Source organism: Candidatus Eisenbacteria bacterium, assembly GCA_016930695.1.
GTDB lineage: Bacteria > Orphanbacterota > Orphanbacteria > Orphanbacterales > Orphanbacteraceae > JAFGGD01.
In genome coordinates, this window is the sequence record JAFGGD010000034.1 from 238,536 (window position 1) to 264,184 (window position 25,649).

The window sequence follows — 25,649 nt, forward strand, 5'->3', positions numbered from 1 at the left end:
CGATGCCGACCTATGAATATGAATGCACCAAGTGTGGACACCGCTTCGAGCGGTTTCAATCGATGAACGACGAGCCGGTCAAGCGTTGCCCCAAGTGTCGCTGCAAGGTGCGGCGGATCCTTTCGGGCGGCGCCGGCATCCTCTTCAAGGGGAGCGGCTTTTACCAGACCGACTACCGGAGCGCCGAGTACAAGAAGAGGGAGCGCGAGGAGAAGAAGACGCCTGTGAAGCCGGCGGAGAAGAAAGAGGGATCCGGCTCCGCGTCCGAGCCGAAGCCGAAGAAAACGGGGGGCGGGGCGTAGAGGGTTCCGGCTCCTGTCCCCCCGACTCCGCCGTGTCCCGACCCCGTTGACAGCGAAGGGGCGCGGCGATACCATCCGGTCTCCCGGGGGGACGCCCCGCCCCCGCGACGGGATTCCCACTCGCGGAGGAAAAATAACGATGACGGATTTCCGCCTGCTCGCGGTTCCCCGGGATGGGGAGCCGATCACCCTCGCAGAGGACGGCTCCCGGATCGTTCCGGACCGCCCCATCCTTCCACTGATTCCCGGAGACGGAGTGGGTCCCGAGGTGACCGCCGCGGTCGTCCCGGTGTTGGACGCCGCGGTGGAGCGGGCCTACGGGGGCGCGCGCCGCCTCGTTTGGATGGAGGTCCCCTGCGGCGAGGCGGCGATCCGCCTCTGGAAGGAGCCTCTTCCCGAGGAGGCGGTGCGGGCGATACGGACCTTCCGGGTCGCGCTCAAGGGCCCGCTCACCACGCCGGTCGGCGGCGGGTACCGCTCGCTGAACGTCACTCTCCGCCAGGTGCTCGACCTCTACGCCTGCGTCCGTCCGGTTCGCTGGTTTCCCGGCGTCCCCTCGCCGGTGCGTGATCCCGGCGCGATGGACGTGGTGATCTTTCGCGAGAACACCGAGGACGTCTACGCCGGCATCGAGTGGCCCTCCGGAAGCGAGGAGGCGGCGCGCCTGATCCGTTTTCTCGCCGAGGAGATGGGGAAGAGGATTCCGCCGGACGCGGGGGTGGGGGTGAAGCCGATCAGCCCCGCCGCCACGCGGCGGCTGGTGCGCGCCGCGATCCGCTACGCCCTCGAGAACGGCCGCCGGAGCGTCACATTGGTTCACAAGGGAAACATCATGAAGTACACCGAGGGGGCGTTCCGTAACTGGGGGTACCAGACGGCGCGGGAGGAGTTCGGAGACCGGACCGTCACCGAGGAAGAGGCCGCGGCGCTCCCCGGCGGCGCGCCGCCGGAGGGGAAGATCGTCATCAAGGACCGGATCGCGGACAGCATGTTCCAGCAGATCCTGACCCGGACCGCCGAGTACGACGTGATCGCCGCGCCGAACCTGAACGGCGACTACCTCTCCGACGCCTGCGCCGCCCAGGTGGGAGGGCTGGGCCTCGCACCCGGCGCCAACATCGGCGACGAGGCGGCGGTCTTCGAGGCGACCCACGGCTCGGCGCCGCGCCACGCCGGGCTGGACCGGGTGAATCCCGGTTCGCTCCTCCTCTCCGGCGCGATGCTCCTCCGTCATATCGGCTGGACGGAGGCGGCGGACCGGATCGAGGCGGCGCTCGGCGCGACCATCGCCGCCGGGACGGTCACCTACGACCTGGCGCGGCAGATGGAGGGGGCCCGCGCGGTCTCCACCTCCGCCTTCGGCCGGGCCGTGGCGGAACGTCTCTAAACGAGCCTTCGGGAGGTGGGTCATCCGTTTCGTCGATCGGGCCGTCATCACCGTCGAATCGGGCGCCGGCGGCGACGGCTGCATCGCCTTCCGGCGGGAAAAGTTCATTCCGCGAGGCGGGCCGAGCGGCGGCGACGGCGGCCGGGGGGGCGACGTGATCCTCGAGGCGGATCCGGGGAAGAGGACCCTTCTCGATTTCCACTACAAAAGCCGGTTCCGCGCCGGGCGGGGGGTTCACGGAAGCGGCCGGGACAGGCACGGCCGGGACGGCGGCGACGTGGTGATCCGCGTTCCCCAGGGAACGCTCATCGTCGACGCCGAGACGAACGAGACTCTCGCCGACCTGGTCGAGCCGGGCGAGAAAGTCGTCGTCGCGCGCGGCGGGCGCGGCGGCCGCGGGAACGCCCGCTTCGCCACCCCCACCGACCGGGCGCCGCGGCGCGCCGAACCGGGAGGCCGGGGGTCGGCCCGCACGATCGCTTTGGAGCTGAAACTCCTCGCCGACGCCGGGCTCGTCGGCCTGCCGAACGCGGGCAAGTCGACTCTCCTGGCGCGTGTCTCCGCGGCCCGTCCCAAGATCGCCGACTACCCCTTCACCACGCTGGCGCCCAACCTGGGGCTCGTGCGCGTCGGCGCCTCCGATTCGTTCCTCCTCGCCGATATCCCCGGCCTGATCGAGGGGGCGAGCGAGGGGAAGGGGCTGGGTCTTGATTTCCTGCGCCACGTGGAACGCTGCCGCGTTCTCCTCGTTCTGATCGACGCCACCTCCGAGACGCCGGAAAACGATTATCGGGTGCTGCTCGGCGAGCTGGGGCGTTACCGCTCCGACCTGCTCGCGAGGCCCCGCCTGCTGGTTTGGAACAAAATGGACGCGGCCGCCGGCCCCGAAGGGCTCCCGCGTCTCGCGCCGGAGGAGTGGCGGATCTCCGCCGCCACCGGCGAGGGGATCGAGGAGCTTCTCTGGGCGGTGGTCGAAAAGATCCGGGAGGAGAGGGATGGGGACGAAGACGAGGGATTGGGTGATCCTCCACGGGGCGAAGGGGATCGGGGAGAGGAAGAAACGGATTCTGGTGGAGAGGTGCGGCGGCGCGGCGGAGGCGCTCCGCCTCTCGGCGAGGGAGGTGGAGGCTGAGACCCGCTGCGCGACTGACGCGGCGGAGTGTTTCGTCGCCGAGAGGGAGGACCCGGACCGGATCCTCCGCGCGCTGGAGCGGTGCGGCGCCGGGGCGATCCCTTGGGACGACCCCCGCTATCCGCCCCTTCTGAAGGAGATCTACGACCCGCCGATCCTCCTTTTCTACAAGGGAGAGAGGGGGCTTCTCGATCGCCCGGCGGTGGCGATGGTCGGGGCGCGGCGGGCGCTTCGCGAAGCCGAAGCGTGGACGGAGTCGATGGCGGCGGTGATCGCCCGTTCCGGCTTTCTCGTGGCGAGCGGCTTCGCCCGGGGCGTGGACGGCGCCGCGCACCGGGGCGCGTTGGACGCGGGGGGCGGAACGGCGGCGGTGTTCGGCACCGGGCCGGACGTGGTTTATCCGCGGGAGCACCGGCGTCTCGCCGAGAGGATCGCCGCGGGCGGAGTGATCCTCACGGAACGCCCCCCTGGTTCGGGTCCGAGCCGTTCGGTCTTTCCCAGGAGGAACCGGATCCTTGCCGGAATCTCCGTCGCGACGGTGGTGATTCAGGCTTCGGAGAGGAGCGGCGCGCGGATCACGGCGCGCCTCGCCCTGGAGGCCGGGAGGGAGGTCTTCTCACTCGCCGCTCCTCCCTGGGACGGGCGCTTCGCCGGGAACCGGATCCTCGCCCGGGACGGCGCGCCGGTGGTGCAGGACGGCGAGGAGGTGGTGCTGCGCCTCGGCGGGACGCCGCCGTCGCCGGAACCGGAGGAGAGGGCGCGGCGGCTGGAGGGCGCCCGGTTTCTCGTGGCGCGCGCCCTTCTCGACGGGCCGCGGGACGTCGACGCGATCGCCCGCGCCTCCGGTCTTCCGAGCGGCGAGGCGCTCGGGGTCCTTCTGACGCTCGAGCTCGAGGGGATCGTGGAGGAACGGCCCGGGAAGGTGTACGCCGTGAAGGTACGGACATGAAAGATGCGGAGGGGCCCATTCCGATTCGCCATCGGATCGAGGAGACCGCTCTCCGGCTGATCGTCCTCCCCCTCGGACCGCTCGGTTGGCGCGGCGCGGGGGCGATCGGCGCTGCGCTCGGCGCCTTCGCCTGGCGCTTCGTCCGGATCCGGCGGCGCGTCGCCCGGGAGAACCTCGCCCGCGCCTTCCCGGATCTGCCGGCGCGGGAGATCGAACGAATCGGTCTCGCCGCTTACCGAAACCTGGGGAGAACCTTCTTCGAGTTCGCCCGCTTCGGGTCGGCGACGCAGGAGGAGGTGCGGCGCATCGTCCGTTTCGAGAGGACCGATCTTTTGGACGACGCGCTTGCGGAGGGAAGGGGGGCGATCCTCTCCACGGGGCACTTCGGCAATTTCGACCTTTTCGGCGCGGCGGTCGCGGCGGCCGGCTATCCCATCGACGTGCTGGTGCAGCGCCAGAGCAATCGGGCCGTGGACGAACGGGTGAGCCGCTGGCGCGCGAGGATGGGCGCCCGCGTGATCGTGCGGGGCCCGGGATCGCGAGCCCTTCTGCGCTCTTTACGTCAAAACCGATTCGTGGCGATCGTGGCGGATCAGGACGCCCGGGAGTCGGGGGTCTTCGTCGACTTTCTGGGAACGCCCGCCTCGACGCCGAGGGGACCGGCGGTTCTCGCGCACAGGACCGGCGCGCCGATCCTTTTCGGCACGCTGAAACGGCTCCCCGGCGGGACGCACCTCGCGCGCTTCGAGGGCCCGATCCGCGCCGACCGGGAGCGCGGGGAGGAGGAGGAGGTCCGGCGGATCACCGCGCTCCTGGCGGAGAAGCTGGGGGACGCGATCCGGGATGCTCCGGAACAGTACTTCTGGCCGCACCGCCGCTGGAAGACGCCTCCGCCGCAGGAGGAAGAGGACGGGGGGGAGGGAAATTGAGCGCGTGCGTGGCGATGATCGGCACCGTGAACCGGGACAGGATCATCACCCACGGCGGCGCGGTCCGTGAGGGACTCGGCGGCATCCTCTACAATGTCCTCTCCCTCGCCCCCTACCTCTCGGCGAAGGACCTCGTCCTTCCCATCGCCCGCCTCGGCGCGGAAGACCGGGAACGAGCGGTGCAGCTTTTCCGCCCCTACCCCTGGATCGATCCGTCGGGGCTTCTCGCCGATCCCGCCGGCACCAACGAGACGGTTCTCCGATACAGGACGCCGGACGAGAGGGAAGAGACGCTCGTCGAGAAGATCGCGCCCCTCGGTTGGGAGGAGATCCGCCCCGCCGCGGCGTGCGACCTCGTTTTGGTGAATTTGATCTGGGGGAAGGAGATCACGCCGGCGCTTCTCCGGCGCCTCGCCGGGGCGGGACGCGCGCGGATCGTTTTAGATGTGCAGAGTTTGACGCTCACCTTTCGGGCCGGGCCGGACCGCGGCTACAGGAACATTCCGGAGTGGAAGGAGTGGGCGGCTCCGGCGCACACCGTGAAGGGGAACGAGGAGGAGATCCGCTGGCTGATCGGCGAGGGGGACTCCCCTTTCGGCGGCGACATCGAGGAGGCGCTCCACCGGTTGCTCGACGCGGGGCCGCGGGTGGCGATCGCCACGAGGGGGACGCGCGGATTCACCATCGCTTGGGATGGGGAAGGGGCGCGGCGAACGGCGTCCTTGCCGGCGATTCCCGTGCCGCCCGAGGAGTGCGACGACACCACAGGTTGCGGCGACACATTCTCCTCCGGTTATCTCCTCGGGATGATCCTCGGCGAGAAACCGCTCCGCGCGGCGCTCCTCGGCTCCTCCCTCGCCGCCCTCTCCTGCCGCACCCGTGGTCTCCGCGCCCTCGCCCGCCTCGGCGACCCCGCCGCCCTCCGCGCCGAGGCGTACCGCGACTTCGAGGGATAGGGAACTTCGGTGTCCGGAGGTTTCCCGCGTCGAGGAGGGCCGACAAAGGGGAACGCCCCCCTCATTTTCATTCCATAACGGGATCCTCACGGTAACCAAACGCCGCCATCAGGCCGTATCCGTCTCCCTTCGCTACAGTGCACGGTGGTGGATCGGACGGGATTCCGTCCGGGGGAGGAACCGCGAGCCTGTCGGATCCTCCGATGGAACATCCGGAATGAAGAGAAAGGCCGGGGGGCCTCATCGGGCGCGCTCCCTCGAGAAAGGTGTTCGGCTCATGCGCAATCCATGGTTCTTGATCCCGTGCGGTGTTTTTCTTTCGCTCTCCTGGGAGGGCCTTGCCGGAGCGGATGTTCGGGACTTTGCCGTGGAGGTGAGCGCCGTCGTTCAGGAATCGCCCCCACGGATCGATTTCTCCTGGCGGGCGGACCCCGGCGCCGATTCAATCTACGTTTTCCGTAAAGAGGTGAGCGACACGGCCTGGGGGGATCCGATCGCCGTCCTGGGGGGAGGCGACAGTGCCTTCACCGACACGGAGGTCGCCGTCGGTGAGGCGCGGGAGTACTCCTTCCGAAAGACGCTCGGCTTCTACGCCGACACGGTCGAGGTGGAGGCGGGCCATTCGCTGCTCTTCCGGATCTACGACAGCTGGAGCGACGGGTGTTGCTGCCATCACGGCCTCGGCTCCTATACGGTGAAAGGCTGCGACAGCGTCTACGCGACCGGGGGAAGCTTCGGCGCCTCCACCGGCGCGGCCTTCACGGCCGGGTGCGACACCATCCTCGTCTCCGGGGTGCTCGACGCGTTTCCCGCGGAGACGACCTGGAACCTGACCGATCAGACGACCGGAGACACGCTGGCTCGAGGGGGGCCCTACGAGCCGGCTCGTTTCGGCCACATCTTCGCCGGGATCGGCTGTCCGGCGATCGAGGATCGGGGGTCCTTGCTCCTTCTCGCCGAAGCCGGTGTCGCCGATTCCCTCCCCGCGGAGATCGCCCGGCTCGAAACGGACCTGATCGCCGACGGCTTTCGCGTGCGAAAGCACGTCATCGACGCCTCCTACGACGTGCCGGACGTCAAGGATTTGATCGTCGCCGAGCATGCCCTCGATCCCACCATCGAAACGGTCTTTCTGCTCGGTCATCTCCCGGTCCCCTACTCCGGCAACGAGAAAGGGGTCCACACCGACCATCAAGGCGCCTGGCCGGCGGATCTCTTCTACGGAGAGTTGGACGGAGAATGGACCGACTCCTATGTGTACAACACGAGCGCTTCCCGGGCCGCCAACCACAACATCCCCGGTGACGGCAAGTACGACCAGACCTTTCTCCCCTCCGACGTCGATCTGATGGTGGGGCGCGTGGATCTCAGCGACCTGCCCGCCTTCGCCGAGAATGAATACGCGCTGATGCGGCGTTACCTCGACAAGAACCACGACTACCGGACCGGCGCGTTCGACGTGGAGAGGCGCGGGATCGTGGACGACAATGTGGGCGTATCGGGCGGGCTCGCCTTCGCGGCAATCGGCTGGCGCAACATCGCCGCCCAGGTCGGCACGGAGAGCGTCGTCGCCGCCCCCTATTTCGCGACCCTCGGCGGCGGCAGCTATCAATGGTCCTATGGCTGCGGGGGTTCCCAGTACACGAGCGTCGGCGGAATCGGAACCACCTGGGATTTCGCCGCCAACCCCGTATACAGCGTCTTCACGATGCTTTATGGGAGCTACTTCGGCGATTGGGACAACCGAAACAACGTCCTCCGCGCCCCGTTGGCCTCGGAGGGACACGTGCTGACGAACGGGTACGCCGGACGACCGGGGTGGCACCTGCACCACATGGCGCTCGGATACACCATCGGATACGCCGCACGTCTCAGCCAGAACAACAACGATCTCTACACGGTGAGCGACGGCACGCGACAGATCCACACCGCCCTGATGGGGGATCCCACGCTGAAGGCGCACATCGTGAATCCCCCACGGAATCTGGGCGTCGCCCCGACCGGCGACTGCGGCATGCGGCTCGCCTGGTCCTCCTCCGGAGAAGCCGTGGAGGGCTACCACGTCTACCGCGCCCCGACCCTGCACGGCGCCTTCGAAAGACTCGACGTCTCTCTCGTCACCGATACGGTCTTCGTCGACGACGACCCCTTGGAGGAGAACAACGTCTACATGGTGCGGGCGCTGAAGGAGGAAACCTCCGCCGGCGGAACCTACGACAATCTGAGCGCGGGGATCATCGATTCATCGTCGATGGCGACTTCCATCGACGGGGGGGAGGTTCCCCGGGAGACGCGCCTCGGCGCCAACATTCCCAATCCCTTCAACCCGGTGACGACGATCCCGTTCACCCTCGCCGGGCGATCCCGGGTGCGCCTCGAGGTGTTCGATCCGCGCGGGCGGCGGGTGCGCCTCATCGCCGATGGAGTTTTCCCCCCGGGCGAGCACGGTGTTCTCTGGAATGGAAGGGACGCCGCCGGCAGGGCCGTCCCCTCCGGCGTCTATCTTTACCGCCTCGTATCCGAAGGCCGAATCCAAACGAGGAAGATGACGCTTTTGCGATGATCGAAAACGGCGCGGCGTTCCGTACCGGATTCACTTCCTTGGCTCGTGAAAGGAAAATCCGGTACCTCTAGAATCCCAGCTTGTTCGCGTCGTCTTTCCCCTGGGTCTTGATCTTGCCGTGCTTCTCCTCGTAGGACTTGATGTTCCGTTCGAGGGTTTCGAGGAGCATCTTGGCGTTGGGTGGGGTCATGACGATGCGGGAAAAGACCTTCGCCTTTCGGAGGCCGGGGAGCATGCGGGCGAAGTCGAGGATCACTTCCGACGGCCCGTGGGAGAGGAGGACGAAGTTGGAGTAGATCCCCTCCGCCTCTTTATCGCCCAGCTCGACGTTCAACTGCTGCTTTTGCTGCTGCGGTCCTTGCGATTCCATGGTTCCTCTTTTCTATCGGATGACGGCGATCTTGCCGGTGCGCGTCTCGCCGCCGGCGTGGAGCACGTAAAGATAAAGCCCGGATGCCGCTTCCTCGCCGGAGTCGTTCCTCCCGTCCCATTCTGCGTAAAGCGTGCCGTCCGTCTCGATGACGATCTCCCCCTCGGACGGATCGAGGACGCGGACGCGCGATCCGAGGATGTCGAATATTCTAACCCGGACCGTCGAGGGATCGGGGGAGGAACCGCCGCCGCGGAAGGCGACCGTCACCGTCCCCGTCTCGCCGGGACGGAAGGGGTTGGGATAGACGATCGGCTCGCCGGATTGAATCGTCGGCGGTTCGATATCGAAGGTGACCACCGTGCCGCTCTTCACGATGTCCGTGACCGACACACCGCTGTAGGCGCCGCCGTAGAGCGCCGTGTTCGGGTCCGTCTCCGGCGTCCAATCCCGCCCGCCGCCGACAGGCCAGAAGTCCTCCTCCTCGCCCAGGTTCTCCGTGCCGATCTCGCCGGTGTACCCGCCGTCCGCCTCCACCACGTTCACCAGCCGCTGCCGGTAATCGTCGGGGTCGTTGCCGCTCCGCCTCTCGTCCACGTGCCAGACGAGAAGTCCGCCGCCGGGAAGATTCCTGTCGAAGCCGACGGCGCTTCGGTTCTCGAGGAGGAAGTACTCCCCCTCGGCGCCCGGGATCTTCCACTCCGTCCCGTTCGGGTTGGCGAGAAGGCGGATGAGCGAGCCGCCGCGCGCGATCGCATCCAAGCGGATCGACTCGACCTCCGCCGGCCCGCCCCGGTCGTAACCATCCTCTTCGATCCAGCCGAGCCATACCTTGAAGAAGGGGCAGATGTGGGCGGGCGTGGAGCCGCGCGGCTCGCCGCCGGATGCGTTCGCCGGGAGGAGGGAGCCGGCGTCCATCAGGCAGTAGTAGCCGACGCTCGACTCCTGCACCGTGCCGCTCGATCCCGAATAGGTCCGGTAGAGGTCGGGGAGCCCGAGGATGTGGCCGTACTCGTGGGCGTAGACGCCGATCTGCCCGATCTCCGGATCCAGGTTGTAGGGGCCGATCCAGACTCCGTCCGCCTCGGTGGCGCCGATCCGTGAGAGGAGATAGGGATCGCTCATGTCCGATTTGTGCGACCAGATCGCGTCCGCGCCGAGGAGCGGGTCGAACGATCCCTCTGCGCCCGTGCCGGCGTGGATCACCACGAGGGCGTCCACGATGCCGTCGTCGTCCCCCGAAGAAGGAATCCCGTCCGGGCCGTCGTTGTCGAAGAGGGAGAAGTCCACGCCCGCCGCGTCCGCCAGCTCCACCGCCTCCCGCACGATCCCCCAGACGTTGGTCGGGTAGGGCTCGGCGTCGAAAGCCTCGGCGTTCGTGTCGAAGCCGTGGTCGTCCGCGGTTCCCGGAGTCAAGTCGCCGTTCACGTAGTAATGGTACGAGCGCGAAGAACGGAGCCACACCGTCACGTCGCCGCGCGGCGCGAACCGTCCGCCCGAGACTTCCGCGTAGTAATCGGCCATCGTTTCGTCGCCGTTCGCCGTGGTTTGGAAGAAGGTCTTTCGATAGGAGGCGGGGGTGTGCACGTTCCGGAAAGCCTGCTGGTCCTCCCAGTCCAGGAGAATCACCAGCGTGGCGAGTGAGTCGGGCGCCTCTTCCACCGGCCTCTCGGCGAGGGCGGGTGCGAAACCGGCCGCGCCGACCTCCGCCCGTCCCGCCCGCTTCCCCGCCGAAGGATCCGCCTCCATCACCGCTTCGTGCAGGTAGAGACAGGAGACCGGAATGGGGCGAGGAATTGCCGGATCCCCGGAAGAGCCCGCGGGGGAGGCGGCGAGAAGGATGGGAATGAGCGCGGCGAAGCAGGCCCGCGCGGGGGCGGCGAATGGGGCGCCTCGTCTTTTCCTTGTCGTCATGATCCTCCCAACCTTCCGCGGGGTTCGGCCCAGGATACTCCGGCGGAGCGGCCCGGCGCAAGCCGCCGCCGGCCCGCGCGGCCCGGCCGGGTCACGCCCCCGCCGCTCTCTTCTTACTATATATAACCAAGAAAGGGCGTCCGTCCGCCGTTGACCCCCTTTTCCGGCGCGTGCTAACTTCACGGGGGTTCGATCGACGAAAATGGAGGAACGATGACCGAAGCGATCCGGAACGTGGAGAGGATCCGGGAGAGGATCCGCCGTTTCCAAGGAAAACGCTTTCTGGTGGTCGGCGACGTGATGCTCGACCGCTACGTCTACGGCGACGTCTCCCGCATCTCCCCCGAGGCGCCGGTTCCGGTGGTGCGGGTCCTCCGCCAGGAGGAGCGGCTCGGCGGCGCGGCGAACGTGGCGAACAACCTCCTCGCCCTCGGCGCCGAGGCGACCATCTGCGGCGTCACGGGCGACGACGAGGACGGCGAGGTGCTTCGCTGGGCTTTCAGCGAAAACGGCCTCGACCCGTCGGCGCTCGTCACGGCGGCGGGACGCCCCACCACGCGCAAGACGCGCATCATCGGCAACCACCAGCAGGTGGTCCGGATCGACACCGAGACGGACGAGCCGGTGGAGGACGCCGCCGGCGAGGGGGTCGCCGCCGCGATTCGCGAGAGGATCGACGGTGTGGACGGCGTGATCCTCTCCGACTACGGCAAGGGGGTGGTGACGGAGAAGATCATCCGTCTCGTCGTCGGCCTCTCCGGCGCGCGCGGGAACATCTTCGTCGACCCCAAGGTGAAGCACTTCTCCAACTATCGGGGCGTCTCACTCGTCACGCCGAACGCGTCGGAGGCGGGGATGGCGGCGGGGGAGAAGATCGTCGACGAGGCGAGCCTCCTTCGAGTGGGAAAGCGTCTCTTGAACATGCTCCCCGGGACGTCGCTCCTCATTACCCGCGGCGAAAAGGGAATGAGCCTCTTCGAACCGGCGGGGCGGATCACCCACATCCCCACGGTGGCGCGCGCGGTCTACGACGTGACCGGCGCCGGCGACACGGTGATCTCCGTCTTCGCCGTGGCCGTCGCGGCCGGCGCGGACAAAAGGGAGGCGGCGATCATCGCCAACCACGCCGCCGGCGAGGTGATCATGCAGCCCGGCGCGGCGGTGATCACCGCGGAGCGTCTTCTGGAGTTGTTCGAGGAGGAGGAGTGACGGCCGTGGGGCGCGTGATCGGCGAAGAGGAACTGCTCCGGGAGCGGGAAGAGCTCCGGTGCCGCGGCGAGAAGGTCGTCTTCACCAACGGCTGCTTCGACGTTCTCCACGCGGGGCATCTGGATGTGCTCCGGAGCGCCCGCGCCGAGGGGGACTTCCTGGTGGTCGGCCTGAACGGCGATGATTCGGTCCGCCGCCTGAAAGGGGAGGGGAGGCCGCTCGTCGGTCAGGAAGAGCGCGCGGAGCTTCTCGCCGCCCTGGAACCGGTCGATCGCGTGGTCCTTTTCCACGAGGAGACTCCCGCCCGGATCATCGAAAAACTGCTCCCCGACGTGCTCGTGAAAGGGGGCGATTACGGCCCCGATACGATCGTCGGCGCCGAGACGGTCCGCCACTCGGGCGGGCGCGTGGTGATCGTCCCCCTCCGGGAAGGGCTCTCCACTCGCGGCCTCATCGCTCTCATCCTGGAGCGCTACGGAGATTGACATGCCCGTTTTCCATCGCGGTGCGCGCCGCCGCCTCATTCCGCGGGCGCTCCTTCTCCTCGCGCTGATCCTCTGGGGGATCAACCTCGGCGTCGTGGCCGGCGACCGGCCCAGGCGCCCTGCCGCGGGCGGCCCGCTCGGCCCGGAACGGGAGTGGGTGGGGGCGGTGCACGTGCACACCCGTCACTCCGACGGCGGAGGGACGGTGGACGAAGTGGCCCGCGCCGCCGCCGCCGCGGGGCTCGACTTCGTTCTCGTCAGCGACCACAACACGCTCGACGGGATGGAGGAGGCGGGCTACCGCCACGGCGTGCTCGTGGTGGTCGCCACGGAGCAGTCCCTTCCGGAGGGACATCTTGTTGTGGCCGGCGTGAAGGAGGCGCTTCGCGACCCGGCGGAGAGAACCGCCGCCGCCGCGCGCGCCGCCGGCGGTTTCAGCTGGATCGCGCATCCCTTCGGAAGACCCTCCTGGAAGGGGCCGGTCCCGGAAGCGGTTTCCGGCATCGAGATCGTGAACGCCGACTCGGAGTGGCGGGACGAGTCCCCGCTCAAGCTCCTCTCCTCGCTCGTCGCGCTTCCCGTTTTTCCCCAAGCCCCCTGGAACCGTCTCGTGGATCGGCCCGACAAGAACCTCGCCCTCTTCGACAGCCTCTCCCTGGAGCGGCCGGCCTTCTTCGTCGGCGCCGTGGACGCCCACGCCCGCATCCGTCTGGACAAGAAAGGGCGTTTCGCGATCCCCTTCCCTTCCTACGAGACCCTCTTCCGGGGGATTCGCACCCACGCCCTCCTGACCGCCGTCCCCCAGGGGGACGGTCCGGGAGACACGCGGCTGCTTCTGTACGCGATCCTTAATGGACGAAGCTTCGTCGGCTACGACGGGTTCGGCGAAAGCAGGGGCTTCCGTTTCGCCGCCCGCCGCGGCGACTACGCCGTCGGCCCGGGGGAGCGTCTCGTCGCCTCGAACCACGCCCGCCTCGAAGTGGAACTCCCCCTTCCCGGGCGCGCGCGGATCCGGATCTACAAGAACGGCGCGCTCTGGAAAGAGGGGGAGGGACCGGGAATGGACGTCGAGGCTGGTCCGGGGATCTACCGCGTCGAGGTGGACCAACTCCGCCGCTCCGCCCGCCCCTGGATCCTCACCAACCCGATCCGCATCGAGTCTCCCGTCGCCGCCGGCTGATCCGGCCGCGTCCGCGCGCCTCCCCTTTCCGGCTTGAGCGTACGCCCGCGAATCCCTACAATAGAGAGTCTTCCTGAAAGGGGCCCAGGCCTCATCGGTTCGGCCTCAGCCGGTCCCAGGTGGAAACAGAACCGAACAAGGATGGGAACGCTGATGAAGAAGAAGCGCGTATTGATCATGGGCGCGGCGGGACGTGATTTTCACGTGTTCAACACGCTGTTCCGGAACGACGAAAGCACCGAGGTGGTCGCCTTCACCGCCACCCAAATCCCCGACATCCACGGCCGCGCCTATCCTCTGGAGCTCGCCGGACCGCTCTACGAGAAGCCGATCCCGATCTTTCCGGAGGAGCAGGCCCTCGAGCTGATCCACGAGCTGAAGGTGGACGAGGTGATCTTCGCGTACAGCGACGTCCCCTACGATTACGTGATGAGCCACGCCGCGGCGGTGCTCGCCGCCGGTCCCGATTTCCGCCTGGTGGGAGTGAAGGAGACGGCGCTGAAGAGTTCCAAGCCGGTGGTGTCGATCTGCGCCGGCCGAACCGGTTCCGGGAAGAGCCAGACGACGCGCCGGGTGGTGGAGATCCTCCAGTCCTTGGGCGCCAAGGTGGCGGTGGCGCGCCACCCCATGCCCTACGGCGACCTGGCGAAGCAGGCGGTGCAACGCTTCCGCACCTTCAAGGACCTGGAGAAGCATCAGTGCACCATCGAGGAGCGCGAGGAGTACGAGCCGCACATCCAGCGGAAGACGACCCTCTTCGCCGGCGTCGACTACGAGGCGATCCTTCGGGAGATGGAGAAGGAAGCGGACGTCGTGGTCTGGGACGGCGGCAACAACGATCTCCCCTTCTTCCGGCCGGACCTGGCGATCACCGTGGTCGACCCGCACCGCCCCGGCGACGAGATGAGCTACCACCCCGGCGAGGCGAACGTGCGCATGTCCGACGTTGTGGTGATCAACAAGATCGACACCGCCGAGTCGGACGACATCGAGGAGGTCCGCCAGAACGTGTTCGGCGCGAACCCGGACGCGATCATCGTCGACGCCGCTTCGCCGATCTCGGTGGACAAACCGGAGCTGATCCGGGGCAAGCAGGTCCTGGTGATCGAGGACGGCCCGACCCTCACGCACGGCGAGATGGAGTACGGCGCAGGAATGGTGGCCGCGGTGAAGTACGGCGCCGACGGCGTCATCGATCCGCGCCCCTTCGCCAAGGGGACCATCGCGCAGACCTTCGACAAATACCCGGACACCGGTCCGGTCCTTCCCGCCATGGGCTACGGTGATAAACAGATCAAGGATCTGGAGAAGACGGTGAAGGCTTCCAAGGCGGAGCTGGTGGTGATCGGCACCCCCATCGATCTTCGCCGCGTGATCGACTTCCCCATGCCGGCGGTGCGGGTCAGCTACGATCTTCAGGAGATCGGCCACCCGACCCTGCAGGAGATCCTCGAGAAGTTCTGGAAGAAGCACGGCAGGAAGGGGAAGGGCGCCGGTAGGTCATCCAAGTCCAAAGCGAAGACCAAGACCAAAGCCCGGAAGTAGGCGCCGATGAAGATTCACGAGTATCAGGCGCAGGAAATCTTTCGAACCCACGGGATCCCCGTGCCGGGGGGGCGGGTCGCCGCCTCCCCGGCCGAAGCCCGGGCGATCGCCGAAGAGGTGGGCGTCCCGGTGATGATCAAGGCGCAGGTGCACGTGGGCGGCCGCGGCAAGGCGGGGGGCATTCGGCGCGCCGACTCCATCGAGGACGCGGAGCGCGTCGCCGGCGAGATCCTCGGAATGGAGATCAAGGGGCTCACGGTCCGGAAGGTGTTCGTCACCCGCGCGGTGAGGATCGCCTCCGAGGCGTACGTGGGCGTTCTCCTGGACCGGGAGAAGAAGCGGCTCACTTTCCTGGTGAGCCGGGCCGGCGGCGTCGACATCGAGGAGACCGCGCGGACCGACCCGGACAAAATCGCGCGGCTCACGGTGGACCCCACGGTGGGGCTCCGGAGCTATCACGCGAGGACCCTCGCGTCGGCGCTCTACGACGACCCGGCGAAAATCAAAGCGGCGGCGGCGGTGATTCGCAACCTCTACGCCGCCTTCCACGCCGTGGACGCGTCCCTCGCCGAGATCAATCCCCTCATCACCACCGAGGAGGGGGAGGTTCTCGCGCTGGACGCCAAGATCAACATCGACGACAGCGCGCTCTTCCGCCGGAAGGAGATCGAGGCGCTCCGGGATCCCGAGGCGGACCCGCCCGCCGAGATCGCCGCCCGCGAGGCGGGCCTCTCCTACGTGGCGTTGGAGGGGACGATCGGCTGTTTGGTGAACGGCGCGGGTCTCGCCATGGCGACCATGGACGTGATCCAGCACTACGGCGGCGAGCCGGCCAACTTCCTCGATATCGGCGGCAGCTCGAACCCCGGGAAGGTCGAGGCCGCGCTCCGCATCCTCACCGCCGACGACAAGGTGAAGGCGATCCTCTTCAATATTTTCGGCGGGATCACGCGGTGCGACGACGTGGCGCTCGGACTGAAAAGCGCCTTCGAGAAGCGGCCCGTGAACGTGCCGGTGGTGATCCGCCTGACCGGAACCAACGAGGATCGGGCGAAGGAGATCCTCCGGGAGGCGGGGTACGACACCCTCACCTCCATGGACGAAGCGGTGCGGGCGGTGGTGGCGGCCGCGAAGGGGGGGGAGGGACGATGAGCATCCTGATCGATGAGAAAACCCGGCTGGTGGTTCAGGGGATCACCGGGCGGGACGGTTCGTTCCACACCCGGCAGATGATCGACTACGGCACCCGCGTCGTCGCCGGCGTCACCCCCGGCAAAGGGGGAACGGAGTCGGACGGCGTCCCGGTCTTCGACTCTGTGCGCGGAGCGGTGGAAAAAACCGGCGCGAACGTGTCGGTCATTTTCGTCCCCCCGGCCTTCGCCACGGATGCGCTCTACGAGGCGATCGAGAGCGGCGTCGCCCTGGTGGTCTGCATCACCGAGGGGGTGCCGGCGCTCGACATGATCGGCGTTTACGACGCGGCGCGGCGGAGCGGCGTCCGCCTGATCGGACCGAACTGCCCCGGCCTCATCTCGCCCGGCAAGGCGAAGGTGGGGATCCTCCCCGGCTCGATCCATAAAAAGGGGACGGTGGGGGTGGTCTCCCGGAGCGGCACGCTGACCTACGAGATCGTGGCGAACCTGACCGCCCACGATGTCGGCCAGTCCACCTGCATCGGCATCGGCGGCGACCCGGTCGTGGGCTCCAACTACATGGACCTGCTCCCCCTCTTCAACGAGGACCCCGGGACGGAGGGGATCGTGCTGATCGGCGAGATCGGCGGGACCGAGGAGGAGCGGGCGGCGGAGTACATCGCTTCGGAGGTGAAGAAACCGGTGGCGGCCTTCATCGCCGGGCGGACCGCACCGCCGGGGAAGCGGATGGGGCACGCGGGGGCGATCATCAGCGGCGGCACCGGTACGGCGGAGGAGAAGACCGCCGCGCTGGAGAAGGCGGGAATTCCGGTGGCGCGCGTCCCCTCCGAGATCGGCGGGCTGATGGCGGAGGCGCTGAAAGGGGGCGGGCGTTGAGCGACCGAACCCTTCTCATGGTGAAACCGGACGCGACGGAGAGAAACCTGGCCGGAGAGATCCTCCGGCGCGTCACCGAAGCGGGTTTTCGGCTCGTGGCGGTCCGTTCGCTCCGTCTCCGACGCGAGGAGGCGGAGGCGTTCTACGCGGTCCATCGAGGGAAGCCGTTCTACGAGGGGCTCGTTCAATACATCGTCTCCGGCGACGTGATGCCGGCGGTGTTGGAGAAGGAGAACGCCGTCGCGGCGCTCCGCGAGTTCATCGGCCCCACCGACCCGTCCGCCGCCGAGGACGGAACGATCCGCGCCGACTTCGGTCTCGACGTGCGCCGGAACGCGGTGCACGCCTCGGACGCGCCGGAGACGGCGGCCAGGGAGATCGGCTTCTTTTTCGCCGCCCGGGAGTTGGTCTGAGCGGCCGCGTCCCGAAGGGGGGAGGGATGGAGGAGCGGGAGCGACGCATTCTTCTCGTGTCCTACTATTTCCCCCCGCTCGGCGGCGTGGGCGCCTTCCGGGCGGTCAAGCTCGCCGGTTGGCTCCCCCGATTCGGATGGCGGCCGTCGGTCCTCACCGTGCGCGCCGGCGCCTACTATTGCATCGATCCCACCTTGGAGCGGCAGATCCCGCCGGAGACGGCGGTGGTCCACGCCGAGAGCCTCGACCCCTTCCGTCTTTTCGGGAGGCTCCGCCGTCCCGCCGCTTCCTCCGCGCCGCCGCGCGCCGCCGCCGCCGCGAGGGAGCCGCTCTTCGGAAGGCTCGCGCGGCGGCTGAAGGCGGTCAATCCGTGGCTCTCCCTGCCGGACAACAAGGCGGGCTGGTACCCCTTCGCCGTGCGGGAGGGGAAACGGTTCGTCCGCCGCGAATCGATCGACCTGATCTACACGATCAACGTTCCCCACACCTCCCACCTCATCGGGCGGGCGATCCACCGCGCCACCGGCGTCCCCTGGGTGGCGGACTTCCGCGATTCCTGGAGCGATAATTACGACCTTCTCCCGCCGACCGCCTTCCACCGCGCCTGGAACCGGCGAATGGAGGCGTCCGTCTTGGATGAGGCGAACGGCGTGACGGCGGTGAACGACCGCATACGGGAGCTTCTTCTCCGGGGCCGCCCGGAGAGGGCGGACCGCTTCGTCGTCGTCCATAACGGCTACGACCCGGAGGATTTCGCCCCCGGGCCGCCGCCGCCGCGTTCGGGCGCGGACAGGTTCACGATGGTTTTTGTGGGAACCTTTCACCGAAGAACCGATCCCGGGCTTCTGCTCGAGCCCTACCGGGATTGTCTCAGGAGCGGGCGGATCCCCGCCGGCGCGTCCCGGATCGTGATCGTCGGCGCGCAAACCGGGAGAACCGCCGAAACGGTGCGTCGTCTCGGACTCGAGGGGGAGGTCGAGCTGACCGGTTTCCTCCCTCACCGGGAGAGCGTCGCCCGCATGGCGGCGGCGGACCTGCTTCTCCAGGTGATCGCCGACGGACCCGGCGCGGACCAGATCGTCTCCGGAAAACTTTATGAGTATATGGCCGCCGGCCGTCCCGTGCTCGGCATCGGTCCGGAGGGAGAGGCGCGCGCGATGGTCCGCCGCCTCCGCCTCGGTTCGTGGGCGGATGTGAATCGGCCGGACCATGTGGCGGCCGCCATCGCCGGCGCCTACGAGGCGCACCGGAGCGGCGGCGTTCCCTACGATCCGGATCGCGAGGGGATCGAAGAGATGAGCTTCCCCCGCCAGACCGGGAAGCTGGACCGCTTCCTCCGTTCCATTCTCGACTCCTGAATCGTTTGCGTCCTTCCCTTATCCCGCCCTCTCTCTATTCGAAGCGGCAAAAAAACAGGCAATTTTCTTCGTTCGTGTGGTAGATTTTTGGACGCTCCGGAGAAGAAAAGATCCTCTCTCCTGCCGAAATTGTAACACACCAAGCCATAACGAGTTATCCGGTCGGTTCGGGCCGTTTCTTTCGCCGATCTGGCATCCCGCTTGCTGTATTGGCATAAGGCCGAGGTATAGCCGTCTCCGGCAATCGAGGGGAAGGAACGCCTTCCGGCGGTTCGTGGCATCCCCCCAGTCACGGGGAGACGGGAAAAGGAGAGAGGAAGAGATGAACAAGACCGAATTGGTGAAGTATGTGTCCCGCAAGACCAAGCTACCGGAGAAGGAAGCCTGGACCGCCGTCGACTGGACGCTCGACGGGATCAAGCGTTACACCCGCACCCGCCAGGGAGTCCGTCTGAGCGGCTTCGGGAACTTCACCTGCTCCGCGCAGAAGAAGGAGCGGAAATACAACCCCCGCACCAAACGCTACAGCTGGACCAAGCCGCAGAAGCAGGTCAGCTTCACCCCCACCAAAGCCTATCGGGAGTGGGTGAAGTAAGAGACGGATAGACGTCTTTCGGAGGGCGCCCGCCGCGGAGTGGGCGCCCTCTTTCGTTTTTTCGCCGCGTTGACACACCCATCGGCCTCCCCTATACTCCCCCCCGACGCGACGCGAGCATTCTATCTTGTTGTTATTGCGTCGAATCGGAGTCGTGCCCCTCAAGGAGGATCCCCGCCGTGCCTTTCGCGAATCTCCTTCTTTCGGGGGAGGCGGAGCGGAGCATTCACGCCATGATCCTGCATGCGGGACCGGTGGCGAAGATTGTGCTGCTCGTTCTCTTCCTCTTCTCGGTCGTTTCCTGGGCGATCATTCTGCAGAAGTCCTTCCGCTTCCGTGTCCTCGCCCGCGAGTCGGCCCGTTTCTGGCGCCGCTACGAGGAGTCGGATCTCCGTTCCGCCGCGGAGCGCTGCCTCGCGCCGAACGGGAAGGGTCTTCCTCTGCGCACCCTCTTCCGCGCCGGTCTCCGGGAGGCTTTCGGCGGGGACGGCCGCGGGGGGGTCCCCATCGACCGGGTTCGAGGCGGGTCGCTCCCGCGCGAACGGGTGGAGAGGATCGAGAGGGCGATGGAACGCGCGTCCCTTCTGGAGATGGAGCAGCTGGAGCGCCATCTTCCCTTCCTCGCGACGACGGCGAACGTCTCCCCCTTCTTCGGCCTTTTCGGGACCGTTTGGGGGGTGATGAGTTCCTTCCTCGCCATGGGCGTCAAGGGATCGGCGAGCCTCGCCGTGGTCGGGCCCGGGATCGCCGAGGCGCTGATCACCACCGTGGCCGGCCTGGCCGCGGCGATTCCCGCGGTGATCGCCTACAACCATTTCCTCGGGCGGCTACGCTCGCTTTCCATCGACCTGGATCGTTTCCGGTCCTCTCTGACGGACCGGCTCACCGAGGGAGGGGACGATGCCGTCGCATGATTACCGTCCCCTCTCCCAGGTGAACGTGACCAGCCTGGTGGACGTCACCCTCGTGTTGCTCATCGTCTTCATGCTCGCCGCGCCTCTCCTGCAGGAGGGGGTCGAGGTGGAGCTTCCCCGCGCCGAGGTGAAGGGGATCGAGATGAGCGACGCCTGGATCCTGAGCGTCGACCGGGAGGGGAACGTCTTCCTGAATGAGAGGAAAATCCCCATGGACCGGCTCTCCGCCGAGATCGAGGGGCGGATCGTCGCTTCCGGCGCCCGGGAAGTGTACGTACGCGGCGACGCCCGCGTCCCCTATGGCTCGGTGGTCCGTCTGATCGGCATGCTGAAGGGGGCCGGTATCGAGCACGTGGGCTTGGTTTCCCAACCGGAGGAGCCCGCCGGTGCGTTTCCGTAAAGGACTCGGTCCCTTTCTCGTCGCCAGCCTCGTGCTGCACGCGGCGCTCTCCGTCCTCTATGTCCGGGCGGTGAGCGGCGCGCGCGTCCCCTTTCCGCGGACGCCGGTCTACCGGGTCAGCCTGGTGGAACTTCCCCGTCCCGAACCGGAGCCCGTGCCGGAACCGCCCAAAGAAGAGAGGGTGCAACCGGAGGTGAAGTCGGTTCAGCCGATCAAACCGGAGAAGGTTCCCGAGAAACCTCGGCCCCGGAAGGAGACGAAGGAGGAGAAGCCGAAGCCGAAAGAGGAAGCGAAGCCGCCGGCCGAGGAGCAACGCGTCCAGACGAAACCCGCCTCGGGCGGGCCGGTGACGGTGGAGGCGGAGGATTTTCTCTTTTCCTATTATCTGGCGTTGATCGAGAACCGGGTCGGCGGACGCTGGAATCCTCCCCGCGGGATGGTCACGGGTGGACGGAAACCCGTCGCCACGGTCCGTTTCGAGATCCTGCGGGACGGACACGTGCGGGACGCCCGCATCCAGGAATCTTCGGGGATCGACTTTTTCGACGGCGCCGCGCTTCGGGCGGTGCTCGACGCGGACCCCTTCCCGGCCCTTCCGGAAGGTTTCACCGGTGACCGTTTGGGTGTGAATTTCGTTTTCCGCCTCGAAGAATGAGTCGCCGGCGGAGCGGGGGCATCATGCGACGCGCGCTCATCGTTACCATTCTCGCGCTCCTGGCCGCGGCGCCCGCCGCCGCCCAAACCGAGGTCTGGCTCGGCGTCACCAAATACCGCACGTTCCGCGTTCCCCTGGTGATTCGCCCCTTTCAGGGGGAGGGAACCCTTCCCGCCGTGTTGGAGGAAACGGTCCGGCGGGACCTCTCCCTCTCCGGCTTCTTCGAGATTCTCGCCGCCGGGTCGGCGGACACGATCCGGGCACGCTCCGCCGTGGGGGGCGCGGTCGAGTTCCGCGAAGGGACGTTGGAGGGATGGATCCATCGGATGCCGGGGGGGCAGAAGATCGTCACGAGGCGCTACGAAATGAGCGAGGGAGGGCCGCGGGACGCGGCGCACCGTTTCGCCGACGACGTGATCTACAACCTGACCGGCGAGCGGGGGATCTCCCGCACCCGGATCGCTTTCGTCCGCTCCTTCGGAAGGCATTCCGACCTGTACAAGGTGGACTGGGACGGTTCCAACCTGAGCCTGATCCTGACCAACGATTCCAACAACCTGACGCCGGAGTGGGCGCCGGACGGGAGAAAGCTGCTTTACACCTCCTACACCGGCGGCGACGCCGATCTCTACTGGCTCGATCTGATCGACGGCGCCGGCGGATCGGTGCTCACCGGGCCGGGGGTGGACAGCGCCCCCGCCTGGTCGCCGGACGGGAAGAGGATCGCCTTCATGATGACCCGGGGGGTGAACGGCGATATCTATATCATGAACCGGGATGGAAGCGGCCTCCGGCGGCTCACGTATGACGGGGCGATCGACACCGAACCGACCTGGGCGCCGAGCGGGAGGCAGATCGCCTTCGTTTCGGATCGCTCCGGTTCGCCGCAGGTCTACCGGATGAACGACGACGGTTCCGACGTGACGAGGATCACCTTCGAGGGGACGTACAACGCCTCCCCCAAATGGTCTCCCCAGGGGGACCGGATCGCCTACGTTTCTCGCGAGGAAGGGGGGTTCCAGATCCGCGTCCTTGACCTGCAGGACGGAGAATCGTATCTTTTGACGTTTCAGAGCGGGAACAACGAGGATCCGGAGTGGTCCCCCGATGGCCGCCACCTCGTGTTCAGTTCCACGCGGACCGGGAGAAGAAGGTTGTACGTGATGCTGGCGGACGGCAGCGGCGTGCGCCTCCTCGTGCCGGGCGAGGGGGAGGATTATTCGCCGTCCTGGTCTCCCCGACCGGACCGCTGAAACGGCGGGCGGAGGGAGACGGAGGAAAGAATCGCCATGTTCCGAAACACTTCCTTTCTGAAGATCATTTTCGCACTCACGATCCTCCTGTTGATCGCCTCCTGCGGATCGAAGAAGGAACTGGTTCCGCCGGAGCCGGTGGAGAAGGAGCAGACCGCGCCGGTTTCGCAGCCGGATGAACGCGATCGCCAGGGCGTTCCGGCCGAGAAGCCCGATGTCGATCCGGACGCGCCCTATGTTTTTCAGAACGTCCACTTCGAGTTCGATAAGTACCGTTTGACGACGGACGCGACCCGGATTCTGAACGCCCACGCCGAAGTGCTGATGCGCCATCCCGCCTGGACGGTTCGCATCGAGGGGCACTGCGACGAGCGGGGGACGGTCGAGTATAACCTCGCCCTCGGCGAGAAGCGCGCGAACGCGGCGAAGGACTTCCTGGTCGGCTACGGCGTGGCCGCTTCCCGCGTCCGCACCGTGAGCTACGGAAAGGAACGGCCGATCGACGCCGGGCACGGCGAAGCGGCCTGGGCGAAGAACCGGAGAGGCGAGTTCCACGTTACCCGAACGGAGTAGAGCGATGCGGAGGCGGAGCGGCGCGGCGGCGCTCGCGGTTTTTCTCCCCTGGCTCCTGGCCGGTTGCTACGGCCGCCAGTTGGTGAGGGGGCCGATCACGACCGAGGAGAACGCGGAAGCGCTCGCCGAGATTCAAGCGGAGCAGGCGCGCCAAGAAGAGAGAATCGAGGGTCTCGAGGAGCTGCTGGAGGAGCAGAACGGGCTTCTCCGTTCGATCCGAGCCGAGGACGCCGTCGGCAGGGAGCAGATCTTCGCCCGCCTGGACGAACTGGAGACCCGCTTCGGCGAGAACGAGAACCGACTCGATCGGGTGGCGGGGAAGGTGGACCGGGTCACCTACCAATTGTCGCGGGGGGGAGCCCCCGCCGCCGACGGGGAGGCGCCGGACGGCGACGCCGCGATGATCGACCCGAAGGCGCTTTACGACGCCGCCTATCTCGACCTGGTGCGCGGCAACTACGCCGCCGCCGTCTCCGGTTTCGAAGCGTACCTGCAGGCCTACCCACGGTCGGTGCTTTCCGACGACGCGCGCTACTGGATCGGCGAGTGCCGCCTCGCCGAGGGGATGCCCGAGGAGGCGGCGGAGCATTTCCTTCTCGTGGAAAGGGATTTTCCCGATTCGGAACGGGTCCCCGCCGCGCTACTCCGCCTCGCCGCCTGCCGGATCGAACTGGGAGACCGGGACGAGGCGCGTAAAACGCTGACGCGCATCCTGGACCGTTTCCCGCGATCCGTCGAGGCTCCCCTCGCCCGAGAGCGGTTGGGGGAGATCGAATAGGGCAAAGGGGACGGGCGGGCCGCACCCGCGCGGCGCACCCGAGCCGAGGACGAGCCGTGATCGTTGTGGAGGATCTTTCCAAGCGCTTCGGCGCCTTTCACGCCCTCCGGGGCGTTTCTTTTCGCGTCCGTGCCGGTGAGGTGGTCGGATTCCTCGGTCCCAACGGCGCGGGAAAGACCACCACGCTCCGGATCCTGACCGGTTGGCTCCGTCCCACCGCGGGACGGGTTCGCGTGGCGGGTCATGATCCGGGGGACGAGGGTGGGGAGGCGCGCCGCCGCATCGGCTACCTTCCCGAACGGGTTCCCCTCTACCCCGACATGCGCGTTCGCGGCTACCTGCGCTTCGTGGCGGAGATGAAGGGTTTCTCCGGACGGGAGGGGGAGCGCCTCGCGTCGGAGGCGCTGGAGAGATGCGGCGCGGACCCAGTGGCGGACCGCAGAACCGCGGCGATCTCCCACGGTTTCCGGCAGCGGGTCGGTCTCGCCCAGGCGCTTCTCGGCGACCCCGACGTGCTTCTCTTGGATGAGCCGACGATCGGTCTCGATCCGGAGCAGGCCGCCTCCTTCCGCGCCCTCATCCGCGAGCTGGCGGGGGAGAGGACGATCCTGCTCTCCACGCACATCCTCACCGAGGCGGCGCGGCTCTGCGGTCGCGTGATGATTCTGGACGAGGGGGAATTGTTGGCGGTCGACACGCCGGAGAACCTGGAGCGGGCGCTCCGGGGGAAAGGGAGGACGCGGGTTCTTTTCGCGGGGCCGATGGAGGATGTCCGCGGCGCTCTCGGACGGGTCCCCGGCGTGGTCGCAGTCGAGGAGGGGGGGCGCGAAGGAGAATACCATCGCGTTCTACTCGAGACGGACGGATCGGAAAAACCGGGCGCCTTCGCGCGGGCCGTCTTGGGCGCCGGCGGGGAGCCGGTCGAGCTGTTCCGGGAGCGGATGTCCCTGGAGGAGATCTACCTCCGGCTCACCAAGGAGGATTGAGGTGTCACGGGTCCGCGCATTGGCGAGGAAAGAGTCGGGGGACGCCTTCCGCTCGCCCGTAGCCTATGCGGTGGCCGCCTTTTTCCTGCTCCTCTCGGGTTTCTTCTTCCGGAATCACGCCACCTTCTACCACCTGCTCTCGATCCGGCGGGGCGCCGCCGGCGCCGCGCCGGTGGATCTCCGGATCACGCCGGGAATCCTTCAGCCCCTTTACGAGAGCATCAGTTTCCTTTTGATCTTAATCGTTCCGCTCCTGACCATGCGTCTCTTGGCGGAGGAGAAGAGAAACCGTTCCTTCGAGCTGCTGCTCGCCTATCCGGTGAAGATCGGCGAGGCGGTGGTGGGAAAGTTTCTCGGCGCCTTTTTCTTTTACGTGTTGCTCCTCCTGCCGACGCTCGCCTATCCCGTCTTTCTCGCCCGGGTGGCGGAAGTGGACCCGGGCGCCGTCGCCGGCGCGTATCTGGGGCTCCTGCTTCTGGGGGGCGCCTATCTCGCGCTGGGTCTCTTCGTCTCCTCGTTGACCGAGAGCCCCATCGTCGCCGCGGCGGGGACCTACGGCGCGCTCCTTCTTGCCTGGACCGTCGGCTACGCCGCGACGCTGGCTTCCCCTCCTGTGTCGCAGGTCATGGAACGGCTCTCCTTCCTGCACCGTTTCGGGCGGTTCACCGTCGGCCTGGTCGACACGGGGGACGTGGTCTTTTTCATCGCCTGGATCGTGATCGCCTTGGCCGGAACCGATCGGGTCCTCCGGTCACGCCGGTGGAGGGGATAGG

General features: G+C 67.5%; 24 protein-coding genes and 1 pseudogene. 23 read left to right on the plus strand and 2 right to left on the minus strand.

The features are described from left to right. Nucleotides 1–2: 2 nt before the first annotated feature. The 6 genes from JW958_08500 to JW958_08525 all read left to right on the plus strand — a co-directional run bounded on the left by JW958_08500 (nt 3) and on the right by JW958_08525 (nt 8,218). Nucleotides 3–302, plus strand: a complete 300-nt coding sequence (locus JW958_08500) for a zinc ribbon domain-containing protein (protein MBN1826292.1) — start codon at nt 3–5, stop codon at nt 300–302. Between the two features lie 139 nt (nt 303–441). Next, complete coding sequence (gene icd / locus JW958_08505; GenBank protein MBN1826293.1) at nt 442–1,689, plus strand: isocitrate dehydrogenase (NADP(+)); 1,248 nt, start codon at nt 442–444, stop codon at nt 1,687–1,689. A 995-nt stretch (nt 1,690–2,684) separates the two neighbouring features. Further along, nucleotides 2,685–3,770, plus strand: a complete 1,086-nt coding sequence (dprA, locus tag JW958_08510; GenBank protein ID MBN1826294.1) for a DNA-processing protein DprA — start codon at nt 2,685–2,687, stop codon at nt 3,768–3,770. After that, complete coding sequence (locus tag JW958_08515) at nt 3,767–4,699, plus strand: lysophospholipid acyltransferase family protein (protein ID MBN1826295.1); 933 nt, start codon at nt 3,767–3,769, stop codon at nt 4,697–4,699. The genes dprA and JW958_08515 overlap by 4 nt, the downstream gene beginning before the upstream one ends. Next, nucleotides 4,696–5,655: a carbohydrate kinase family protein gene (locus tag JW958_08520; protein ID MBN1826296.1), complete on the plus strand. Its 960-nt coding sequence runs from the start codon at nt 4,696–4,698 to the stop codon at nt 5,653–5,655. Before JW958_08515 ends, JW958_08520 begins: the two co-directional genes overlap by 4 nt. A gap of 277 nt (nt 5,656–5,932) precedes the next feature. Then, nucleotides 5,933–8,218 carry a hypothetical protein gene (locus JW958_08525; protein ID MBN1826297.1) on the plus strand — a complete coding sequence of 762 codons (2,286 nt, stop codon included), beginning with the start codon at nt 5,933–5,935 and terminating at the stop codon, nt 8,216–8,218. Nucleotides 8,219–8,285: 67 nt separating this feature from the next. On the opposite strand, the gene JW958_08530 is transcribed toward JW958_08525, so the two are convergent. After that, entirely contained in the window at nt 8,286–8,588 is a 303-nt protein-coding gene (locus tag JW958_08530) for a DUF3467 domain-containing protein (GenBank protein MBN1826298.1), read from the minus strand. Between the two features lie 12 nt (nt 8,589–8,600). Further along, nucleotides 8,601–10,502: a M6 family metalloprotease domain-containing protein gene (locus JW958_08535; GenBank protein ID MBN1826299.1), complete on the minus strand. Its 1,902-nt coding sequence runs from the start codon at nt 10,500–10,502 to the stop codon at nt 8,601–8,603. A gap of 213 nt (nt 10,503–10,715) precedes the next feature. On the opposite strand from JW958_08535, the gene rfaE1 reads away from it, so the two are divergent. The 17 genes and pseudogenes from rfaE1 (at nt 10,716) to JW958_08620 (ending at nt 25,648) form a co-directional block, all read left to right on the plus strand. Continuing rightward, entirely contained in the window at nt 10,716–11,711 is a 996-nt protein-coding gene (gene rfaE1 / locus JW958_08540; protein ID MBN1826300.1) for a D-glycero-beta-D-manno-heptose-7-phosphate kinase, read from the plus strand. Between the two features lie 17 nt (nt 11,712–11,728). Beyond that, a complete protein-coding gene (gene rfaE2, locus JW958_08545) occupies nt 11,729–12,196 on the plus strand; it encodes a D-glycero-beta-D-manno-heptose 1-phosphate adenylyltransferase (protein MBN1826301.1) in 468 nt (155 codons plus the stop codon). A gap of 1 nt (nt 12,197) precedes the next feature. Next, the gene (locus tag JW958_08550; GenBank protein ID MBN1826302.1) at nt 12,198–13,376 is read left to right on the plus strand and encodes a PHP domain-containing protein; all 1,179 of its coding nucleotides are present in this window, start codon (nt 12,198–12,200) and stop codon (nt 13,374–13,376) included. Nucleotides 13,377–13,529: 153 nt separating this feature from the next. Then, nucleotides 13,530–14,852 (plus strand): annotated as a pseudogene (locus tag JW958_08555) (GTPase). A gap of 75 nt (nt 14,853–14,927) precedes the next feature. Beyond that, a complete protein-coding gene (sucC, locus tag JW958_08560) occupies nt 14,928–16,073 on the plus strand; it encodes an ADP-forming succinate--CoA ligase subunit beta (protein ID MBN1826303.1) in 1,146 nt (381 codons plus the stop codon). Beyond that, complete coding sequence (gene sucD, locus JW958_08565) at nt 16,070–16,951, plus strand: succinate--CoA ligase subunit alpha (protein MBN1826304.1); 882 nt, start codon at nt 16,070–16,072, stop codon at nt 16,949–16,951. Before sucC ends, sucD begins: the two co-directional genes overlap by 4 nt. Further along, complete coding sequence (ndk, locus tag JW958_08570; GenBank protein MBN1826305.1) at nt 16,948–17,364, plus strand: nucleoside-diphosphate kinase; 417 nt, start codon at nt 16,948–16,950, stop codon at nt 17,362–17,364. Before sucD ends, ndk begins: the two co-directional genes overlap by 4 nt. Before the next feature lie 26 nt (nt 17,365–17,390). Continuing rightward, nucleotides 17,391–18,722, plus strand: a complete 1,332-nt coding sequence (locus tag JW958_08575; GenBank protein MBN1826306.1) for a glycosyltransferase — start codon at nt 17,391–17,393, stop codon at nt 18,720–18,722. A 322-nt stretch (nt 18,723–19,044) separates the two neighbouring features. Next, nucleotides 19,045–19,317 (plus strand): HU family DNA-binding protein, encoded by a 273-nt coding sequence (locus tag JW958_08580; GenBank protein ID MBN1826307.1) that lies wholly within the window; start codon nt 19,045–19,047, stop codon nt 19,315–19,317. Between the two features lie 233 nt (nt 19,318–19,550). Further along, nucleotides 19,551–20,231, plus strand: coding sequence for a MotA/TolQ/ExbB proton channel family protein (locus tag JW958_08585; GenBank protein ID MBN1826308.1), 681 nt, complete (start codon nt 19,551–19,553; stop codon nt 20,229–20,231). Then, nucleotides 20,218–20,631 carry an ExbD/TolR family protein gene (locus JW958_08590; GenBank protein MBN1826309.1) on the plus strand — a complete coding sequence of 138 codons (414 nt, stop codon included), beginning with the start codon at nt 20,218–20,220 and terminating at the stop codon, nt 20,629–20,631. The genes JW958_08585 and JW958_08590 overlap by 14 nt, the downstream gene beginning before the upstream one ends. Continuing rightward, nucleotides 20,618–21,286: a TonB C-terminal domain-containing protein gene (locus JW958_08595; protein ID MBN1826310.1), complete on the plus strand. Its 669-nt coding sequence runs from the start codon at nt 20,618–20,620 to the stop codon at nt 21,284–21,286. The genes JW958_08590 and JW958_08595 overlap by 14 nt, the downstream gene beginning before the upstream one ends. A gap of 23 nt (nt 21,287–21,309) precedes the next feature. Continuing rightward, nucleotides 21,310–22,539: a Tol-Pal system beta propeller repeat protein TolB gene (gene tolB / locus JW958_08600; protein MBN1826311.1), complete on the plus strand. Its 1,230-nt coding sequence runs from the start codon at nt 21,310–21,312 to the stop codon at nt 22,537–22,539. 36 nt (nt 22,540–22,575) lie between these two features. Next, nucleotides 22,576–23,112 (plus strand): peptidoglycan-associated lipoprotein Pal, encoded by a 537-nt coding sequence (gene pal, locus JW958_08605; GenBank protein ID MBN1826312.1) that lies wholly within the window; start codon nt 22,576–22,578, stop codon nt 23,110–23,112. Between the two features lie 4 nt (nt 23,113–23,116). Beyond that, on the plus strand, nt 23,117–23,890 hold the full coding sequence (gene ybgF / locus JW958_08610; GenBank protein ID MBN1826313.1) for a tol-pal system protein YbgF: 774 nt from the start codon (nt 23,117–23,119) through the stop codon (nt 23,888–23,890). 56 nt (nt 23,891–23,946) lie between these two features. After that, nucleotides 23,947–24,876, plus strand: a complete 930-nt coding sequence (locus JW958_08615) for an ABC transporter ATP-binding protein (GenBank protein MBN1826314.1) — start codon at nt 23,947–23,949, stop codon at nt 24,874–24,876. Nucleotide 24,877: 1 nt separating this feature from the next. Then, complete coding sequence (locus JW958_08620) at nt 24,878–25,648, plus strand: ABC transporter permease (GenBank protein MBN1826315.1); 771 nt, start codon at nt 24,878–24,880, stop codon at nt 25,646–25,648. Nucleotide 25,649 lies beyond the last annotated feature (1 nt).

Excerpts from the sequence above, each read along its gene's own strand:
- JW958_08500 (MBN1826292.1), top strand. The coding sequence starts at position 3 with ATGCCGACCTATGAATATGAATGCACCAAGTGTGGACACCGCTTCGAG.
- icd (MBN1826293.1), top strand. The coding sequence starts at position 442 with ATGACGGATTTCCGCCTGCTCGCGGTTCCCCGGGATGGGGAGCCGATC.
- dprA (MBN1826294.1), top strand. The coding sequence starts at position 2,685 with ATGGGGACGAAGACGAGGGATTGGGTGATCCTCCACGGGGCGAAGGGG.
- JW958_08515 (MBN1826295.1), top strand. The coding sequence starts at position 3,767 with ATGAAAGATGCGGAGGGGCCCATTCCGATTCGCCATCGGATCGAGGAG.
- JW958_08525 (MBN1826297.1), top strand. The coding sequence starts at position 5,933 with ATGCGCAATCCATGGTTCTTGATCCCGTGCGGTGTTTTTCTTTCGCTC.
- JW958_08530 (MBN1826298.1), bottom strand. The coding sequence starts at position 8,588 with ATGGAATCGCAAGGACCGCAGCAGCAAAAGCAGCAGTTGAACGTCGAG.
- JW958_08535 (MBN1826299.1), bottom strand. The coding sequence starts at position 10,502 with ATGACGACAAGGAAAAGACGAGGCGCCCCATTCGCCGCCCCCGCGCGG.
- rfaE1 (MBN1826300.1), top strand. The coding sequence starts at position 10,716 with ATGACCGAAGCGATCCGGAACGTGGAGAGGATCCGGGAGAGGATCCGC.
- JW958_08550 (MBN1826302.1), top strand. The coding sequence starts at position 12,198 with ATGCCCGTTTTCCATCGCGGTGCGCGCCGCCGCCTCATTCCGCGGGCG.
- sucC (MBN1826303.1), top strand. The coding sequence starts at position 14,928 with ATGAAGATTCACGAGTATCAGGCGCAGGAAATCTTTCGAACCCACGGG.
- sucD (MBN1826304.1), top strand. The coding sequence starts at position 16,070 with ATGAGCATCCTGATCGATGAGAAAACCCGGCTGGTGGTTCAGGGGATC.
- JW958_08575 (MBN1826306.1), top strand. The coding sequence starts at position 17,391 with ATGGAGGAGCGGGAGCGACGCATTCTTCTCGTGTCCTACTATTTCCCC.
- JW958_08580 (MBN1826307.1), top strand. The coding sequence starts at position 19,045 with ATGAACAAGACCGAATTGGTGAAGTATGTGTCCCGCAAGACCAAGCTA.
- JW958_08585 (MBN1826308.1), top strand. The coding sequence starts at position 19,551 with ATGATCCTGCATGCGGGACCGGTGGCGAAGATTGTGCTGCTCGTTCTC.
- JW958_08590 (MBN1826309.1), top strand. The coding sequence starts at position 20,218 with ATGCCGTCGCATGATTACCGTCCCCTCTCCCAGGTGAACGTGACCAGC.
- tolB (MBN1826311.1), top strand. The coding sequence starts at position 21,310 with ATGCGACGCGCGCTCATCGTTACCATTCTCGCGCTCCTGGCCGCGGCG.
- pal (MBN1826312.1), top strand. The coding sequence starts at position 22,576 with ATGTTCCGAAACACTTCCTTTCTGAAGATCATTTTCGCACTCACGATC.
- ybgF (MBN1826313.1), top strand. The coding sequence starts at position 23,117 with ATGCGGAGGCGGAGCGGCGCGGCGGCGCTCGCGGTTTTTCTCCCCTGG.